At 69.0% G+C, this 15,520-nt stretch carries 11 protein-coding genes; 2 read left to right on the forward strand and 9 right to left on the reverse strand.

What is annotated here, in order from left to right; all coding sequences use genetic code 11:
- Positions 1–5 precede the first annotated feature (5 nt).
- The 8 genes from ACYVKI_RS13840 to ACYVKI_RS13875 form a co-directional block, all read right to left on the reverse strand.
- Positions 6–2,564, reverse strand: a complete 2,559-nt coding sequence (locus ACYVKI_RS13840) for an HAD-IC family P-type ATPase (protein WP_460690949.1) — start codon at positions 2,562–2,564, stop codon at positions 6–8.
- Between the two features lie 277 nt (positions 2,565–2,841).
- Positions 2,842–3,315, reverse strand: coding sequence for an Lrp/AsnC family transcriptional regulator (locus ACYVKI_RS13845; RefSeq protein ID WP_460690950.1), 474 nt, complete (start codon positions 3,313–3,315; stop codon positions 2,842–2,844).
- A 37-nt stretch (positions 3,316–3,352) separates the two neighbouring features.
- Entirely contained in the window at positions 3,353–4,273 is a 921-nt protein-coding gene (locus tag ACYVKI_RS13850) for an ABC transporter permease (RefSeq protein ID WP_460690951.1), read from the reverse strand.
- Positions 4,270–5,226, reverse strand: a complete 957-nt coding sequence (locus ACYVKI_RS13855) for an ABC transporter permease (RefSeq protein WP_460690952.1) — start codon at positions 5,224–5,226, stop codon at positions 4,270–4,272. The genes ACYVKI_RS13850 and ACYVKI_RS13855 overlap by 4 nt, the downstream gene beginning before the upstream one ends.
- Positions 5,223–6,377 (reverse strand): ABC transporter ATP-binding protein, encoded by a 1,155-nt coding sequence (locus ACYVKI_RS13860; RefSeq protein ID WP_460690953.1) that lies wholly within the window; start codon positions 6,375–6,377, stop codon positions 5,223–5,225. The genes ACYVKI_RS13855 and ACYVKI_RS13860 overlap by 4 nt, the downstream gene beginning before the upstream one ends.
- The gene (locus ACYVKI_RS13865; RefSeq protein ID WP_460690954.1) at positions 6,377–7,603 is read right to left on the reverse strand and encodes an ABC transporter substrate-binding protein; all 1,227 of its coding nucleotides are present in this window, start codon (positions 7,601–7,603) and stop codon (positions 6,377–6,379) included. The genes ACYVKI_RS13860 and ACYVKI_RS13865 overlap by 1 nt, the downstream gene beginning before the upstream one ends.
- Before the next feature lie 116 nt (positions 7,604–7,719).
- Positions 7,720–9,144 (reverse strand): NAD(P)/FAD-dependent oxidoreductase, encoded by a 1,425-nt coding sequence (locus ACYVKI_RS13870; protein ID WP_460690955.1) that lies wholly within the window; start codon positions 9,142–9,144, stop codon positions 7,720–7,722.
- A 13-nt stretch (positions 9,145–9,157) separates the two neighbouring features.
- Positions 9,158–10,597, reverse strand: coding sequence for a gamma-aminobutyraldehyde dehydrogenase (locus ACYVKI_RS13875; RefSeq protein ID WP_460690956.1), 1,440 nt, complete (start codon positions 10,595–10,597; stop codon positions 9,158–9,160).
- 194 nt (positions 10,598–10,791) lie between these two features.
- Here ACYVKI_RS13875 and ACYVKI_RS13880 point away from each other — a divergent pair, with 194 nt between their 5' ends.
- Positions 10,792–12,207 (forward strand): aspartate aminotransferase family protein, encoded by a 1,416-nt coding sequence (locus ACYVKI_RS13880; protein WP_460690957.1) that lies wholly within the window; start codon positions 10,792–10,794, stop codon positions 12,205–12,207.
- A 221-nt stretch (positions 12,208–12,428) separates the two neighbouring features.
- On the forward strand, positions 12,429–13,862 hold the full coding sequence (locus tag ACYVKI_RS13885; protein ID WP_460690958.1) for a hypothetical protein: 1,434 nt from the start codon (positions 12,429–12,431) through the stop codon (positions 13,860–13,862).
- Here ACYVKI_RS13885 and ACYVKI_RS13890 read toward each other — a convergent pair.
- Positions 13,849–15,495, reverse strand: a complete 1,647-nt coding sequence (locus ACYVKI_RS13890; protein ID WP_460690959.1) for an amidohydrolase — start codon at positions 15,493–15,495, stop codon at positions 13,849–13,851. The two genes, ACYVKI_RS13885 and ACYVKI_RS13890, sit on opposite strands and share 14 nt — an antisense overlap.
- Positions 15,496–15,520 lie beyond the last annotated feature (25 nt).

Consider the following 15,520-nt stretch of genomic DNA (forward strand, 5'->3'; position numbering starts at 1 on the left):
GCAGCTCAGCCCCGTTCAGCGAGGACCGGGTCCAGCGGGTCCAGATCCACTGTGCGTTCGTGCCATCGGTATCCCAGCTCGATCAGCCCGGACCCGAGGATCGCGGCGACGAACGCGACGGCCAGCAGCTCAGCGCTGGGCATGGCGAACAGGTGGTACTGCTGGGAGATCGGCACCAGCAGTGCCGCGGCCAGCAGCACGTACATCGAGGCGATGAGGATGATCCGCGGTGTGGTCAGCGGGCGCAGCGCCACGGTGAGCACCCACAGGCCCACGGCCGTCAGGCACAGCGTGGACGCCGTCTGCACCCCGGAGGCCGGTTCCTGGAGGTGCCGGCCGGCCGCACTGACGGCGATCACCGCCAGGCATATCCCCAGCGACGCGGGGATGGAGAACAGCACCGAACGACGCAGGAAGCCCGGACGGTACCGGCGCGTGTTCGGCAGCAGCGCCAGGAAGAACGCCGGGCAGCCGATCATCAGGAAGTCCACGGTGGAGAACTGGCGCGGCAAGAACGGGAACTGCCAGAACATCAGCCCGAAGAACAGTCCCAGGATGATCGCATAGGCCGTCTTGGTGAGGAACAGGTGCGCCACCCGTTCCGTGTTGGCGATGACTTTCCGTCCTTCGGCCAGCACCTTCGGCAGCCGGTCGAAGCGGCCGTCGAGCAGCACCATCCGGGAGACCGCCTTGGTGGCCGGTGCCCCGTTGCCCATGGCGATGCCCAGGTCGGCCTTCTTCATCGCCAGGGCGTCGTTGATCCCGTCGCCGGTCATCGCCACCACATGGCCGTCGGCCTGCAGCGCCTCCACCATCGTGCGCTTCTGCTCCGGGGAGACCCTCCCGAACACCGCGTGGGTGACCAGTGCGGCGCGCATCGCCTCCGGGTCGTCGGTGAGCTGGGAGGCGTCGACGCCGTCACCGACCACCGGCATACCGACCTCCCGCGCCACGGCGGAGACCGTGCGGGGGCTGTCTCCGGAGATCACCTTCAGGGCCACGTGCTGTTCGCCGAAGTACTCCAGGGTGGTTCGGGCGTCCGCCCGGACGTTCTCCTTGAACGTCAGCAGAGCCACCGGCTCCAGCTCATCGGGGAGTCGATGCCCGCGGCCCAGCGGTCCGCTCGCGCCGTCGCGGATCGGTCCTTCCAAGGGCGCGCGGGCCAGGATCATCGTGCGCAGCCCGCTGGCCGCCGTGGTGTCAGTGTGGTCGAGCAGCCGGTCCACCTCCACCGAGGGCACCACATGCGGCGACTGCAGGATGTCCGGGGCGCCGAGGACCCAGTGTCCGGCGAGCTCGCCCGCGTCGTCGGCGAAGGTCACCGCAGACCAGCGACGGGCCGAGGAGAACTGCACCTGGTAGGCGGCGTGGTGCCGGGGCAGCGCGGAGAACGGCTCGCGCAGCGCCGCCGCGGTGGGGTTGGCGTACTGGTCCGCGCCGAACCAGGCCAGCACCTGCTGCCACGGCTCGGTGCCTGCCATCGCCGTCGACGAGGGATCCCGGTGCGGAGCGAGGGGCATCCCGCGCGCGTCCAGGGGCACCGCCCCGTGGAAGGCGATGGTCCCGTCGGTCAGCGTGCCGGTCTTGTCCAGGCAGACGACGTCGACCCGGGCGAGGATCTCCACCGCCGGCTGCTCCTGGATGAGGACCTTGTCCTGGGCCAGCTTCAGCGCCGCCACGGCGAACGCGATCGTGGTCATCAGCGCCAGGCCCTGCGGGATCATCGCCGTCACCGAGGAGACGGCGGTGACCATGGCCTCACGCCATTCGCCGGTGCGCCAGGCCCGGCTCCAGCCCCCGAAGGCCTGCATCTGCCCGTTGACCACGACGGCGGTGATCGGCAGAAGCACCAGGGACAGCCAGAAGGCGACCTTCTCCAGGGCACGGCGCAGCTCCGAATTGATCTTCTGGTACCGCTTGGCCTCGGTGGCGAGCTTGATCGCGTGGGCGTCGTCGCCGACGGCGGTGACCACGAACCGTCCGGTGCCGGCCAGCACCGCCGTGCCGGAGAGCACGATGTCATCGCGGCGCTTGGGCACCGGATCCGACTCGCCGGTGAGCATGGACTCGTCCACGTCCAGCCCGGAGGAGGCGATCACCACCCCGTCGGCGGGGACCTGGTCGCCGCGGCGCAGCTCCACTACGTCGTCGAGGACGATCTGCTCCCGGTGGATCTCCACGATGAGCCGGTCCCGCAGCACCCGGATGCTGTCCTGGTGCAGCAGGGCGATCGCATCGAGCTTGCGCTTCGCCGAGTACTCCTGCACCAGGCCGATGATCACGTTCGCGACGGCGGCGACGGCGAAGAGCAGGTCCAGCCAGCGGCCCAGGATGATGATCACCAGTGCGCACACCCCGATGATCAGGTTGAACAGCGTCATCAGGTGGGTGCGCAGGATCTCCGCGAGAGAACGGGAGGTGGTGTGCGGCTGGACGTTGGCCAGCTTCAGCCGCTGCCGCTCGGCCACCTGCATGGAGCTCAGCCCCTGGGCCTCCAGGACGGCAGGCTCGACGGGGGACCTCAGCGCCGCACGCTCGCGGACGTCGGTCTTCTCAGCGGCCACGTGCTCCGTCCTTGTCGAGATCATGCGGGAGATCATCCGAGAGATCAGGCGCGGTGACGCCCCGCCCCATTCTAGGTGTACTGAGTCAGGACATCAGGGGCGGCACGGGTGTCTGCCCTCAGCCCGCAGGAGGAGACGCTGGGCACATGGAGCCGGCCGCCGTCGTCGTGCCCGTACGCACTCGACGGCGGCCGTCAGCTGGCCGGGAAGCCGGTCAGGAACCGGGTCAGCAACCGAGTCAGCAGCCCGGGTCAGCACCCCGGGGCCGGCCGGACGCTCACCGGACTCCCCAGGTGTAGGTCTGCTTGCGCAGGTTCAGGTACATGAAGGTCTCTGTGCCGACCACTGCGTCGATCGCACGGATCCGCTGGGAGATGATCTCGAGCAGATGGTCGTCGTCCTCGCAGACCACCTCCACCAGCAGGTCGAAGCCCCCGGCGGTGATCACCACATAGTCGACCTCGTCGTAGGACTCGAGCTCCTCAGCCACCGGTTCGAGCTCCCCTGCGACCTTGATGCCGATCATCGCCTGGCGGGGGAATCCCAGTTCCAACGGGTTCGTCACCGCCACGATCTGCATCACGCCGAGGTCCTGCAGACGGTGGACGCGGTGGCGCACGGCGGCCTCCGAGAGCCCCACGGCCTTGGCGATCGAGGCGAAGGAGCGGCGGCCGTCCTGCTGGAGCAGCTCGATGATGGCCTTGTTGACCTCATCGATCTCGGCCGTGCGGTGGTTCTTGTTCTTCACCATGAGCTCCAGCCTTTCACAGCACCCGTCACAGTGCCCGTCACAGTGCGGCCAGCTTCTTGCCCCGCCAGTACCGCCAGACCTGGACCCCCACGACCAGGGCGATCGCCCCGAGGAACATGGCCGAACCCAGCACGTTCACCTCGGCGGGGATGCCGCGCCGAGCGGCGACGTAGGCGTACTGCGGGAAGGTGGTGAACGCCCCGGAGTTGAAGTTCGCCACGATGAAGTCGTCGAAGCTGATCGCGAAGCTCAGCAGCGCCGCCGCAGCGATCCCGGGGATCAGCAGCGGGAAGGTCACCCGCCAGAACGCGGTGCGTCCGGAGGCGTAGAGGTCCGCGGCAGCCTCCTCCAGGGCCGGATCCAGAGTGGCGATGCGTGCTCGGATGGCCACCACCACGAAGGAGATGCAGAACATGATGTGCGACAGGATCGTGGTGCCCATCCCCAGCTGCACGCCCAGGTTGAGGAACTGGGAGAGCAGCGAGGCACCGAGGACGACCTCCGGGGTCGCCAGCGGCAGGAAGATCAGCATGTTCGCCGAGCCGGCGAATCGGAAGCGGTAGCGCTCCAGCCCGAAGGCGATCATCGTGCCCAGCACAGTGGCCACCGTGGTGGCGACGACCGCGACGATCAGGGAGTTGGCGAAGGCCTCGCACAGCTGCGAGGGCCGGCAGGGGTCCTGCCAGTTGGCCAGCGTGAAGCCGCGCCAGGTCAGGTTCGTGCGCCCGGCGTCGTTGAAGGAGAACACGAAGATGTAGGCGATCGGGACCAGCAGGTAGACGAAGGCCAACCCGCCGATCACCGGCACGAACCAGCGGCTGAGGTCGAACCGACGTCGGGCGCGCGGGGTGCTCGTCGTCTCGACGTCGTCGGTCACCCCGCCGGTCACCCCGCCGGCGCCCGCTCTGGGGGCGGTGCCCGAACCCTCCGTGGTGTTCGAGGTCTGCACGGTGCTCATACGATCTCCTTCGTCCCGAACCGGCGCACGTACAGGGTGACGAGGATCAGGATGATCGCCATCAGCACCGCCGCGAGCGCCGCGGCCGAGGGGTAGTCCGCGGCATGGAAGAACCGTGAATCGATGATCTGGCCGACTGTGGTGGTGTCCACGTTGTTGCCGAGCATCACGGCGTTCACGTAGTCGCCGGAGGCCGGGATGAAGGTCAGGATGGTTCCGGCCATCACCCCGGGGGTGGACAGCGGCAGCGTCACCCGCAGGAAGGTCTGGAAACCGCCCGCGTAGAGGTCTCCTCCGGCCTCGATCAGCCGGGTGTCCAGACGCTCCAGGTTGGCGTAGATCGGCAGCGTCATCAGCGGCAGGTACAGGTAGGTCATGCCGGCGACGACGGCGAGCGCGGTCGCGGTGAGTCGGCCGTCCTCCGGCAGGATGGCGATCGCCTTCAGGAAGCCGACCACCCATCCCTCATCGGAGAGGATGAACCGCCAGGACTGCACGCGCAGGATGAAGCTGGAGAAGAAGGGCGCGATGATCACCACCAGCAGCAGCCCCTGGAGCAGGTGTCGGCCGCGCAGCCTGACCGCCACCAGATAGGCCATCGGGTAGCCGATGCACAGCGCCGCGAGGGTGGCGATGAGTGCGAAGGCGAAGGACCGGATGAAGGTGTCCCCGTAGGTGGTCATCACCTCGGCGTAGGTGGCGATGTTGAACCCGGGCACGAACTCTCCGGCGGTCGCACCCTCGGGCTGGGTGTACAGGGACATCGCCAGCATGGAGAACACCGGCACCACGAAGAAGATCAGGATGAACGCGGAGCCGGGGATGACCAGCAGCATCCCGAGACGTCCGCGGGATCGCCAGGTGCGCTGCTCCTCCGCGGACTGCTCGGGGATCGTCGGCGGGTCGACGTGCTCCTGAGGCGTGGTGAGCTCTTCGGCGGGCTGCAGGCTCATCGCAGCTCCCCGACGCCGGCACCGGTGTCGGAGCCGCCGGCCAGCCCGAAGAGGTTGCGGTCGTCCCACCACAGGTCGACCTCGGTTCCGGCGCTGATCACCTCGGTGTGGAGGTTCTGGGAGAACACGGTCAGGGTGCCGGCTGCGGGCAGCTCCACCTCGTACTCGGTGGAGACGCCGGTGTAGGCCGCGGAGCTGACACGCCCGCCGGTCACACGGGTCCAGTCGGCGCGGTCACCGGGCGGCCGCTCACCTGTCCGGGAGATGAGGATCTTCTCGGGGCGGATTCCGACGACGATCGTCCCCGCATGCTGCACGGCCCTCTCAGCGGCCAGCGTGCAGGAGGTCTCGCCGAAGCGGATGGTCAGCTTCCCCGGTGCGGACGGCGCATCGCCGAGCACCTCCGCCTCGAAGAGGTTGGACTTGCCCAGGAAGTTCGCCACGAAGGCGGTCCGCGGCAGGTCGTAGAGCTCCCCGGGCGGGCCGATCTGCTCGATGCGGCCCGCGTTCATCACGGCCACGGTGTCGGCCATGGTGAGGGCCTCCTCCTGGTCGTGGGTGACGTGGATGAAGGTGATCCCGATTTCTTCCTGGATATGTTTCAGCTCGGTCTGCATCTGGCGCCGCAGCTTCATGTCCAGAGCTCCGAGCGGTTCGTCCAGGAGCAGCACATGCGGCTCGTTGACGATGGCTCGGGCCAAGGCGACTCGCTGCTGCTGGCCTCCGGAGAGCTGGGCGGGGCGTCGTTGGGCCAGGTGGCCCAGCTCCACCAGGTCGAGGATCGTCCCGGCCCGGCCGAGGGCGTCGGGGACCTTGCGACGCTTGAGCCCGAAGGCGACGTTCTCCAGGACGCTGAGGTGGGGGAACAGCGCGTAGCTCTGGAAGACGGTGTTGACCTCCCGCTGGTGGGCTTTGCTGCCGGTGACGTCCTCCTCACCGATGAGGACCCGGCCTTCGGTGGGGTGTTCCAGTCCGGCGATCATCCGCAGGGTGGTGGACTTGCCGCATCCGCTGGGGCCCAGCAGCGCGAAGAAGCTGCCGGCGGGCACGTGCAGGTCGAGGTCGTCGACGGCGGTGTACCCGCTGAACCGTTTGGTGATCCCGCGGAGAGCGAGGTCTCGTCCGGTGCCTGCCGTATCGGTGACAATCATCAGTTCCCGATCACCGCCTGGAACCGGTCGGTGAACTCGGCCTCCTCCTCGGCGTCCATGCTGCGGATGGTGTGCAGGTCCGCCTGCATCTCCTCAGTCGGGAAGATCATCGGATCATCGGCCAGCTCGGGGTCGATGTCCTCCATGGCTTCCTGGGCGCCCTGGACGGGGCAGACGTAGTTGACGTAGGCGGCCACTTCGGCGGCGACCTCGGGCTGCAGGTAGTAGTCCATCAGCCGCTCGGCGTTGGTCTTGTGCTCGGCGCCGTTGGGGATGAGCAGGTTGTCTGACCACAGGGCGCCGCCGGCCTCGGGGAGGCCGAACTCCCAGCGGTCGCCCTCTTCGAGGTTCAGCTGGGTGATGTCGCCGGACCACGCCATCACGGCCAGGGCGTCTCCGGAGACCAGGTCCTCCATGTAGGCGTTGCCTCGGACCTGACGGATCTGGCCGCTGGAGATGCCTTCCTCCAGCACCTCGAGTGCGGCGTCGAAGTCGTCGGAGTCGAAGGCGGTGATGTCGGTGCCCTGCTCCAGCATGAGCAGCGCCAGGGTGTCCCGCCATTCGTCGAGGACCACTACGCGTCCGCGCAGGTCCGGGTTCGTCAGCAGGTCGGTGACCGTGCGCACCCCGTTCGGGACGGCCTCCTTGTTCCAGGCGAGTCCGGTCATCCCGGACTGCCAGGTGACCGAATGGGTGCGGCCGGGGTCGAAGCCGACGTCGCGCAGGCCGGGAAGCAGATTGTCCAGGTTCGGGATGTTGCCGTGGTCGAGCTCGCGGACCTGGCCGGCGGCGATGAGGCGTGAGGCCATCCAGTCGGTGAAGGTGACCAGGTCCTGGCCGAAGTTCTGGCCCTGGCGCAGCTGGTTCTGGACGGTGCCGTAGTAGCTCTCGTTGCCGTCGATGTCCTCGGCGTAGGTGACGTTGATGCCGGTCTCCTCCTGGAACCTCTCCAGCGTGGGATAGCTGCCGGTGTCGCTGTCATAGTCCAGGTAGAGGCTCCAGTTGGCCCAGAGCAGCTCCATGGTCTCCTCGGAGAGGTCCTCGGCCGGGGCGTCGTCGGCGCTGGTGGTTCCACCGGTGCCGCAGGCGGTCAGCGCCCCCAACAGTCCGGCGGCTCCTGCTCCCACCATCAGGTGACGGCGGGACATCCGCCGGCTGGCCATCTGGGAGCGGACCAGGGAGCGGACCATCGGGTCCGGGGGAAGGGGGGTGTGGCGACGGGACATGGGGTCCTCCTCAGTGCGGTGATGCGGTGATCTCAGTGCGGTGATCTCGGTGCGGTGATCTCGGTGCGGCGATCTCAGTGCGGTGATCTCAGTGCGGTGTCCGGCCTTCGCGAGGCTCAGGAGTCGAATCCCAGCCCCAGTCGGTCCATCGTGCGCAGCCAGAGGTTCTTCCGGCCTGTCGCGTCCTCCCGGGCCCGGGCCCAGGTGGTGATCATGATGCCGATCCAGGCCAGCGGCTCAGGCGGGAACGGCATCGGCCTCCGGCGGACCATCTCGAGCCGGGTGCGTGCGGTCTGGAGCCCGGCGAGCCTGTCGAGCATGACGTCGGCGGCGAACCGCGAGGACCCCACACCGAGCCCGGTGAATCCGGTGGCGTACACCGTCCGGCCCCCATGGGCCTGCCCGTAGAGCGCGCAGAACTGGGAGGAGGTGTCGATGACCCCGGCCCACCGGTGGGTGAAGCGGATCCCCTCCAGCTGGGGGAAGGTCTCGGCGAAGTGGTCGGCCAGCCGTTGGTAGGTCTTCGGCCGGTCCAGGTGCTCAGCCCGGATCGAGCGGCCGAAGTGGTAGACGACGTCGTACCCGCCCCAGAGGATCCGCCGGTCCGGGGTGATCCGGTAGTAGTGGAACTGGTTGCCGGCATCGGCGACACCGATGGCCGGGTCCCAGCGGATCGCGGCCAGCTGCTGCTCACTCAACGGTTCGGTGGCGAGCACATAGTCGTAGACCGGCACGGTCTCCCAGCGGGAGCGCAGGTGCTTCCACGAACGCCCCAAGGGGTTCGGGAACGCATTGGTGGCCAGCACCGTACGCTCGGCGGTGACGCTCACCGGTCCGTGTGAGGTCACCAGCTGGGCCTGCACCCCGTCGCCGGAGCCGCCCGGCAGCTCCTGCAGCCTCTCGAGGCGACTGTGCTCGGCGATCGTGACGCCCTGGGCCTCCGCGGCGGCGGCCAGGCCCCAGGCCAGGCGGGCCGGGTCGACGACGGCGCAGGACTCGGCATCGTAACGGCCCGCCAGATAAGTGGGCGAGTCCACGTACTCGCGGACCGCCTCGGCGTCGAGGAACCCGGGGGTGCCCGGCTCGAAGGCCTCGACCTCGTGCGGGCGGGTGGCCACGCTCAGCGCGCCGCCGCGGGCGAAGCCGCAGTCGATGCCGTATCGGTCGACGGTCTCCTCGATCTCGTCGAGGTTCTGCAGCCCCAGGCGTTCCAGAGTCTCGAACTCCTGGGGCCAGCGGCTGCGCCCGTTCTCCTCCCCGTGGGTGAGGCTGGCCTCGCAGAATCCGCCGTTGCGTCCGGTGGCCTGCTCGGCGAGGCGGTCGGCCTCGACCAGCAGCACCCGGGTACCGGGTGAGCGCTCGACGGCGCGCAGTGCGGTCCACAGTCCGGTGAAGCCGCCGCCGACCACGAGCAGGTCGACCTGCGCGCCGTCCTGAGCGGGAGGCCGGGGTGCCGGGCGTTCGTCGGTGTCGAGCCAGAGCGGGGCCAGCTTCGCGCCCTCGAGCGCCTGACGCCCCCAGTCCGTCACGGTGGTCTCCATGAGGTGCTCCGCCTTACTCGCCGTCTCCGATGAAGCTCATCACGTGCTTGATGCGGGTGTAGTCCTCGAGGCCGTACATCGAGAGGTCCTTGCCGTAGCCGGAGTGTTTGAAGCCGCCGTGCGGCATCTCGGAGAGGTAGGGGATGTGGGTGTTGATCCACACGCAGCCGAAGTCGAGCTCCTTCGAGGCGCGCATCGCGCGGCCGTGGTCGCTGGTCCAGACGCTGGAGGCCAGGCCGTACGTGACGTCATTGGCCATGGCCAGCGCCTCCTTCTCCGAAGAGAAGGTCTGCACGGTGATCACCGGCCCGAAGATCTCCTCCTGGATGAGCTCATCGTCCTGAGCGAGGCCGGCCAGGACCGTGGGGGCGTAGAAGTAGCCGGCCTCCCCCACCCGGTGGCCTCCGGCCACCAGCCGCACATGGTCAGGACGTGAGTCCACCTTCGCGGAGACCGTGGCCAGCTGGTCGGCGTTGTTCAGCGGGCAGACGTCGGCGTCGTCGTCATCGGGGCCGCCGAGGGTGGTGTGCTCGGCCTGCTCCTTCAGCGCGGCGAGGAACTCGTCGTGGGCGGACTCGTGGACCAGCACGCGGGTGGCCGCTGTGCAGTCCTGACCGGCGTTGAAGTAGCCGGCGGCCGCGATGCCCTCGGCCGCGGAGGCGAGGTCGGCGTCGTCGTGGACGATCACCGGCGCCTTGCCGCCGAGCTCCAGATGCACCTTCTTCAGGTCCTGGGAGGCCGCCTCGGCGACCTGCATCCCGGCGCGCACCGAGCCGGTGATGGCGACCATCGCCGGGGTGTCGTGGGCGACCAGGGCGCGGCCGGTGTCCCGGTCGCCGCAGATCACGTTGAACACTCCGGCCGGGAGGATCTCGGCGCAGAGTTCGGCGAACAGCGTGGAGGTCGCCGGGGTGGTGTCGCTGGGCTTGAGCACGATCGTGTTGCCGGCGGCCAGGGCGGGGGCGACCTTCCAGATGAGCATCGGCAGCGGGTAGTTCCATGGGGTGACCTGGCCGACGACACCGACCGGCTCGCGGCGCACGAAGGAGGTGTGGTCCTCCATGTACTCCGCGGCGGCCTTGCCTTCGAGCACGCGGCCGGCACCGGCGAAGAACCGGAAGTGATCGATGTTCATCGGCATCTCTTCGGCGGCCGTCAGGTGCTTCGGCTTCCCTGTGTCCTGGCATTCGGCGGCGACGAACTCGTCGAAGCGGGCCTCCAGCGCGTCGGCGATCTTCAGCAGCGCCTCCCCGCGCTCCCGCGGCGTGGTGCGCTTCCAGCTGGAGAACGCCCGCGACGCCGCGGCATAGGCGCGGTCGACGTCCTCCGGGCCGGAGAGCGGAGCCGTCGCGTAGACCTCTCCGAGGTGCGGGGCGACGACGTCGTAGGTCGCCCCCGAGACGGCGGGGACCTTCTCCCCGTCGACGATGTTGAAGAACTCCGTCAGTGCCATCTGTGGCCTCCTTCTCCTGCGCGGCTCCATGAAGGGCCACGCCTTTGGTGTGATCCGAGTCACTCGCACCCACCGTACAGGGGATGTACGGATCAAGCCAAGCATCGACTCGTGAACAACTGATTTCGTCGCTGATACAGATTTTGTTCGCTGATTCTCTTGAATGGGCGAGAGGCGGAGTGCACCATAGGAAGATGACTCACCCCTCTCTGCCCCAGGATGAGGCGTCCCGCCTGCAGACCGCGGCGAACCGACACCTCTGGATGCACTTCACCCGACACAGCCCCTCCCCCGAAGCCCACGTGCCGCTGATCGTCCGGGGCGAGGGCGTCCACCTCTGGGACGCCCAGGGGCGGCGCTACATCGACGGACTGGCCGGCCTGTTCACCTCGCAGTTGGGACACGGCCGCCGGGATCTCGCCGAGGCGGCCGCCGCCCAGACCACTCAGCTGGAGTTCATGCCGCTGTGGTCCTACGCGCATCCCCCCGCCATCGAGCTGGCCGAGCGTCTCGCGCAGCTCGCTCCCGGGGACCTGAATCGGATCTTCTTCACCAACAGCGGCAGCGAGGCGGTGGAGACCGCCTGGAAGCTGGCGAAGAACTACTTCCGGCTCACCGGCCGGCCCACCAAGCACAAGGTCATCAGCCGGGCGACGGCATACCACGGCACCACCCATGGTGCGCTGTCCATCACCGGCCTGGCCGGGCTCAAGCAGGACTTCGAGCCGCTGGTGCCCAGCACCGTCCATGTCAGCAACACCAACGCCTACCGGGCCCACGAGCTCACCGCCGGCGCCCTGCAGGTCACCGACGCCCAGAGCCTGGAACGCTTCGGGCGCTGGGCGGCCGACCAGATCGCCCTGGCGATCGAGGCTCAGGGCCCCGAGACCGTGGCCGCGGTGTTCCTGGAGCCCGTGCAGAACGCCGGTGGCTGCTTCCCGCCCCCTCCCGGATACTTCCAGCGGGTCCGTGAGATCTGCGACGAGTACGACGTGCTGCTCGTCTCCGACGAGGTCATCTGCGCCTTCGGCCGACTGGGGCACATGTTCGGCGCGGAGCACTTCGGGTATCAGCCGGACATCATCACCACCGCCAAGGGCATCACCTCCGGGTACGCCCCGCTGGGCGCCGCCATCGCCTCGGACCGGCTCATGGAGCCGTTCCTCCAGCCAGGGGCGATGTTCGGCCACGGCTACACCTTCGGCGGGCACCCGGTCTCCACTGCGGTGGGACTGAAGAACCTGCAGATCTTCGAGGAGGAGAAGGTTCTCGAGCACGTTCAGCAGAGCGCCGGCACCTTCCGAAACACCCTGGAGAAGCTGCGCGACCTGCCGATCGTCGGCGATGTCCGCGGCGAAGGGTTCTTCTACGGGATCGAGCTGGTCAAGGACAAGACCACGCGGGCCAGCTTCGACGCCGAGGAGTCCGAGCGGATCCTCTACGGCTTCATCTCCAAGAAGCTCTTCGACCACGGGCTGTACTGCCGGGCGGACGACCGCGGCGACCCGGTCATCCAGCTCAGCCCGCCGCTGATCGCCGGACCGGAGGACTTCGAGGAGATCGAGCAGATCCTGCGTCACGTGCTCAGCGAGGCCTGGACGCTGCTCTGACCGGCGGGCCGTGCCGCCGTCGCCTGCTCTCGCCGCACCACCCCGCGCGTCTGCCCCGCGCGTCTGCCCCGTCAGATCACGACTGCACACCCATATCTGATGGGGCAGACGTGATGTGGTGGTGCAGAACGTGACGTTTCCCCGCCTGGCCACTTTCATGCCGTCGTCATATGGGCAGGATCAGGGATCCGTAGTCGGCAGACCCAGATATCCTGCCGGCGATGACGAACCTGACACCTCGCACCGCCCCCTACCTCGCCGTCGTCGGGGCGCTGCTGCTCAGCGCCTGCGGCACCGACTCCGACACAGGCCCGGAGGAGGGCACCGCCGAAACAGACGCCCACGGGACAGATCCCCGCGATGAACCGCTGACCGTCGAGGAGATCCCGTCGGTCCTCCTGAGCTACTCCGACTTTCCCGGCAGCGTGGACGCGCCCCTCAACCACTTCGGCGCCGACCTCTTCGACGGTGACGCCACAGAGGGGTGGTCCACCTACTCCGAGTTCTTCGGAACCTCGGAATGCACCGAGGTTCTTGAGGACATCGGCGGCGTGGACGGCGAGAACCCGGTCCACGCCTCGGGTGAGCGCTCTGCGACCGTCACTGTCGACGAGGACGAGGACGAGGCTCCGCGCTCTGTGCGCCTCTCCCTCACCTCCTATGAGGAGGAGACCTCCGTGGAGGCGTCCTGGGACGAGGACCAGGCAGCCTGCGATGGCGAGACCTTGGAAGCGGAGGACGAATCCTGGACCGCCACCGCACGGCTGGAGCCAGCGGAGATCGGAGACTTCCGCGGGCTCCGCGAGCACTGGGAGTGGGAGGAGGACGGCGATGCGGCCGGAGCGAGCACCTACCACACCCTGTCCTACGCCGTGGGCCAACACGTCATCCGTGTGAGCAGCGACCTGGATGCAGACACCCTGGCGGACCTGCTCGACCAGCAGGTCGAGCAGCTGATCGAGGGACCTGCGAGCCATCCACCGGAACAGATGCTGGACGAAGCGGAGCTCCCGGCCGAGCAGCTCAGCTCCGAGGAGCTGGCCGATCTGCTGATGGACCCCGCCGACCTCCCCGTCCAGGCGACGGAGACCATCGTGGAGCACGGCCCTGACGCCCTCGACGATCAGCACCTGATGGGACCGATGATGGCCGCGGCAAGTCCTGCGTTCAGCCCTGAGGCGGACCCCAGCGACGAGTGCCTGCAGACCTCCGACCAGTCCTACGAGGATCTCCTCCTGGGCGCGCCGGGAGACGGCGCGGCCCTCAGCCATGCTCTGGAGCACGACCCCGCCGAGGATGCGATGGTGCGTGGGGCGCTCGTGCTCCTGCAGTCCTACGAGGAGGAGCTCGACCCCTCGGCCGCGGCCGGTCACTGGGCGGACCTTCTGAGCGTCTGCGGCCAGGACGGTGGACCGGGAGCCTCCGGCATGAGGGACCTCGGCATCCCCGGTGTCCACGGGTACACCGCCACCATGGACGTCCCCGAAGAGGCCAGCGACTCGGGCCTCACGGAGTACAGCTCCCATGTCGCCCACGTAGAATTCGGCCACACCTCACTGCGCATCATCGGGTTCGGCATCTCCGAGACCGAGATGCACGACCTGACCGCCGCCCAGCTCGAACGGCTGCAGGACACGGCTCTCAGCCGACGGTGACCTGCCCGCCAAGCAGCGTGCACCGCACTGGGAGCTCCGGAAGGTGGTCCGGGTCCGCGGTGATCGGGTCCTCCTCCCAGAGCGCCAGGTCGGCGACCGCACCCGGTGCAACGACGCCGAGGTCCTCCCGGCCGAGTGCCTCGGCCGCCCAGCGGGTGTACCCCAGCAGCGCCTCGGCCGCGCTGAGCCGCTGTCCCGGCTCGAACGCCGGCGCGGTCGGGTCACCGGGGGTCCGTCGCAGCTGCGCCCAGGCCATCCCGAGCCGGGCGTCCAGCGGGGCCACCGGCCAGTCCGACCCGAGCGCGAGGTGTCCTCCGGCGTCGAGGACGTCCCGGGTCCGGTAGGCGTGCCCGGCACGCTCGGGCCCCAGCCGGGCCGCGAAGGAGTCGGAATGGTCCGCCTCGCGCCACTGCATATGCAGCGGCTGCATGGAGGCGACCGCGCCCGAGGCGGCCAGCGCCGCGACGTCGTCATCGGTCAGAGTCTCCAGATGCTCGATGCGGTGCGGCGCACCGCGCAGTGACCGCGCGGGGCCAGCCGGACCGTCCAACGTGCGGTACACCTGGAGGGCGTGCGCGACGCCGGCGTCGCCGCAGGAGTGGGTGGCCAGCTGGAAGCCGGCCTCGTGGTAGGCGCGGCACACCTGGTCGTAGCGCCGCACCGAGTGCCAGAAGGGCCGGGTGGAGCCACCTGCCGCGTCGGGTTCGTGCAACCAGGCGGTGCCGGCGTCGATGACGCCGTCGAGGAACATCTTGATCATGCTCACCGCATAGTGCGCTCCCCCGGGATGCTCGCCTCCGGCGACGCCCAGGCGCCGGATGCGCTGCTCGACGGCGACGTCGTCATCCCCCGGCTGGTGCCACAGCGCGATGTGCAGGCGCACGGGCAGACCCCCGGGCAGCGCCTCCACCTCCCCCAGCGTGCTCAGCGTGGAGTCGCGGCCGTCCATCACCACCGCACTGGTCACCCCGCAGGCCGCGCTCTGAGACAGGATCCGCTGCGCCCGGACCGCGACCTCCTCGCCGCCGCCCGGGGGCGCCGCGTCCAGCACAGTCATGAAAGCGGGGATCTCGCGCAGCTCTCCGGTGGGGCGACCGTCAGCCCCACGGACGATCTCGCTGGCATCGGAGAAGGGGTGGTCGACGTCGAGCCCCGCCGCGTCCAGGGCCTGCTGGTTGGCCAGGCCGGTGTGGAGGTCGTAGAAGATCAGCGCCAGGGGGTGTCCGGCGGCGGCCTCATCGAGGAGGTCGCCACGGATGCCGGTGGCGTCGAAGGCCTTGTAGTCCAGGTTCCAGCCGCGGATCCACGCACCGGGCGGCAGCTCGGCGGCTGCGGCGGCGACGGCCTGGCGGACCTGCGCCAGCTCGGTCAGCCCGTCGAGATCCAATCCGACCGCCAGCTCCGCACCCCAGACCGGGTGCATATGGGAGTCGATCAGCCCGGGGGTGAGCACGGCCCCGGCGGCGTCGATGATCTCCGTGCTGTGCTCGGCGAGCGCGAGGATCTCAGCGTCCGTGCCGAGCCGCAGGATGCGGCCGTCGGCGATGGCCAGTGCGGTCTCCGAGATCTGGGCGGCGCCTGCCCGCTGAGTCATGGGGCGGATGCGCGCCCCGTGGATGATCGTGGTCACCATGGTCTTCTCCTCCCTGTCCGGCCGA

The organism is Nesterenkonia suensis, assembly GCF_054782935.1.